This is a genomic window from Microcoleus asticus IPMA8 (genome assembly GCF_013179805.1).
GTDB classification, from domain to species: Bacteria; Cyanobacteriota; Cyanobacteriia; order Cyanobacteriales; family Microcoleaceae; genus Microcoleus; species Microcoleus asticus.
The window spans coordinates 1-2,042 of record NZ_SRRZ01000277.1; the positions used below are offsets into that span (position 1 = coordinate 1).

Consider the following 2,042-nt stretch of genomic DNA (forward strand, 5'->3'; position numbering starts at 1 on the left):
CTGAGTGTCTTTACGTATATGAGAATTTTATAAGTTACAGCCTTAACAAACTATATTGTATGAAGAATAATCCTAGATACAGCCGCAATTAACCTAATTCCCTATCAGGGATTGAAACTTGCCTATCAAACCGGATTCTGCTTCATCTACCAGAGCCGCAATTAACCTAATTCCCTATCAGGGATTGAAACTCAGGACTCTGCGGTAGAGCAATTGGTACGGTACTTTGCCGCAATTAACCTAATTCCCTATCAGGGATTGAAACCAAAGCCGCGCCGAGGGTGAATATCGCCTTTGTTCGCCGCAATTAACCTAATTCCCTATCAGGGATTGAAACGTTGGCTCGCAGCATATTTGCAGGCTTCTTAGACTTGCCGCAATTAACCTAATTCCCTATCAGGGATTGAAACGGGGCAGGAAGCACTTACAAAGAAGAGTGGATGTCAGCCGCAATTAACCTAATTCCCTATCAGGGATTGAAACTGATAATAATATCAACACTATTGCCGCAAGCTGTAGCCGCAATTAACCTAATTCCCTATCAGGGATTGAAACTATCCTAAGCTCCCGATTGAAGGGATCACGATGACATTAACGCCGCAATTAACCTAATTCCCTATCAGGGATTGAAACCGTTTGCGATGCGGAACCAGAGATGATTTAAACAAGGCCGCAATTAACCTAATTCCCTATCAGGGATTGAAACGAAAAAGGCGTTAACTTACAAAAACTCAGCCATCAGCCGCAATTAACCTAATTCCCTATCAGGGATTGAAACGAGCAACTTTCGATCAAGTCGAAAGGAAGATCTAACACGTGCCGCAATTAACCTAATTCCCTATCAGGGATTGAAACACTGTACTTGGTTGCCTCTGTGTGCTGATACGTGCCGCAATTAACCTAATTCCCTATCAGGGATTGAAACTGCGGGGCAAAGATAAGCTTCTAGCTGGCAACCCTGCCGCAATTAACCTAATTCCCTATCAGGGATTGAAACGCTGTTGAAAGTTTCCGCGCTCAGGAAATCGGGTGCCGCAATTAACCTAATTCCCTATCAGGGATTGAAACCAGACGCTGCCGGAACCAAGTCTCGGAGGGCTTTATGCCGCAATTAACCTAATTCCCTATCAGGGATTGAAACGAAACTGCTGGAGAATCCTCAAGAGCAAGCTGCAATTCGCCGCAATTAACCTAATTCCCTATCAGGGATTGAAACATTTAGTAAGATTAAGCAATGCAATTCCAACTTTGGCCGCAATTAACCTAATTCCCTATCAGGGATTGAAACTGATTTTGGTAGCCTGCCCGCTTTGCCTGATTGGCGATTATTTCGCCGCAATTAACCTAACTCCCTATCAGGGATTGAAACTTTGCCGCTGAAACGTCAATTTCTTTTTTAGTTTGCCGCAATTAACCTAACTCCCTATCAGGGATTGAAACTCGCTAGAAAAGCTTGATACAGTAGTTAATGAATTGCCGCAATTAACCTAACTCCCTATCAGGGATTGAAACAAAAATGATTTGCGCTTTGTCCAGGGCGTCGGTGCCGCAATTAACCTAACTCCCTATCATACCAAATTCATAAAACAATGCTACAGTTAGTATAAGTGCATTTTGCAATTTAGTAGCCAAAGAGAGGTCAAAACAATGTCAGGAGTTGTCAAAATTGTAATTCGAGAAACCGCAGCAGAACTGAAAACTTTGCTGGGCCGAGAGAAAGATGCTATGCGCCACGAAAAACTGCTGATTCTGTATTGGCTCAAAACCAAAACAGTGGATAGTGTATTGTCTGGTGCCGTGCGTTTAGGTAAGCATCGTACCACAATACAAAGATGGTTGTCTAGCTACCGAACTGGGGGAATAGAAGAATTATTATGCCAGAAACCTCGTGCGGGTCGGCCCAGAATAATGACTCCAGAAATTGTAGAGAAATTATCAGAAGAGTTAAACAAAGTAGAAGGGTTCAGTAGCTACAAAGAAGTACATCAGTGGTTGACAAGCTGTTGTGACATTCCCGTGGCATATCGGACAGTGCATCAATG

At 43.1% G+C, this 2,042-nt stretch carries 1 protein-coding gene and 1 CRISPR repeat array; the gene reads left to right on the forward strand.

Annotated elements, in window-relative coordinates; genetic code table 11:
• Positions 1 to 81 precede the first annotated feature (81 nt).
• Positions 82 to 1,512: direct repeats of the CRISPR family, unit length 37 nt; unit sequence GCCGCAATTAACCTAATTCCCTATCAGGGATTGAAAC.
• A 135-nt stretch (positions 1,513 to 1,647) separates the two neighbouring features.
• Positions 1,648 to 2,042, forward strand: a 395-nt coding sequence (locus E5S67_RS31775; RefSeq protein ID WP_172193436.1) for a helix-turn-helix domain-containing protein, incomplete at its 3' end; no start/stop codon positions are given.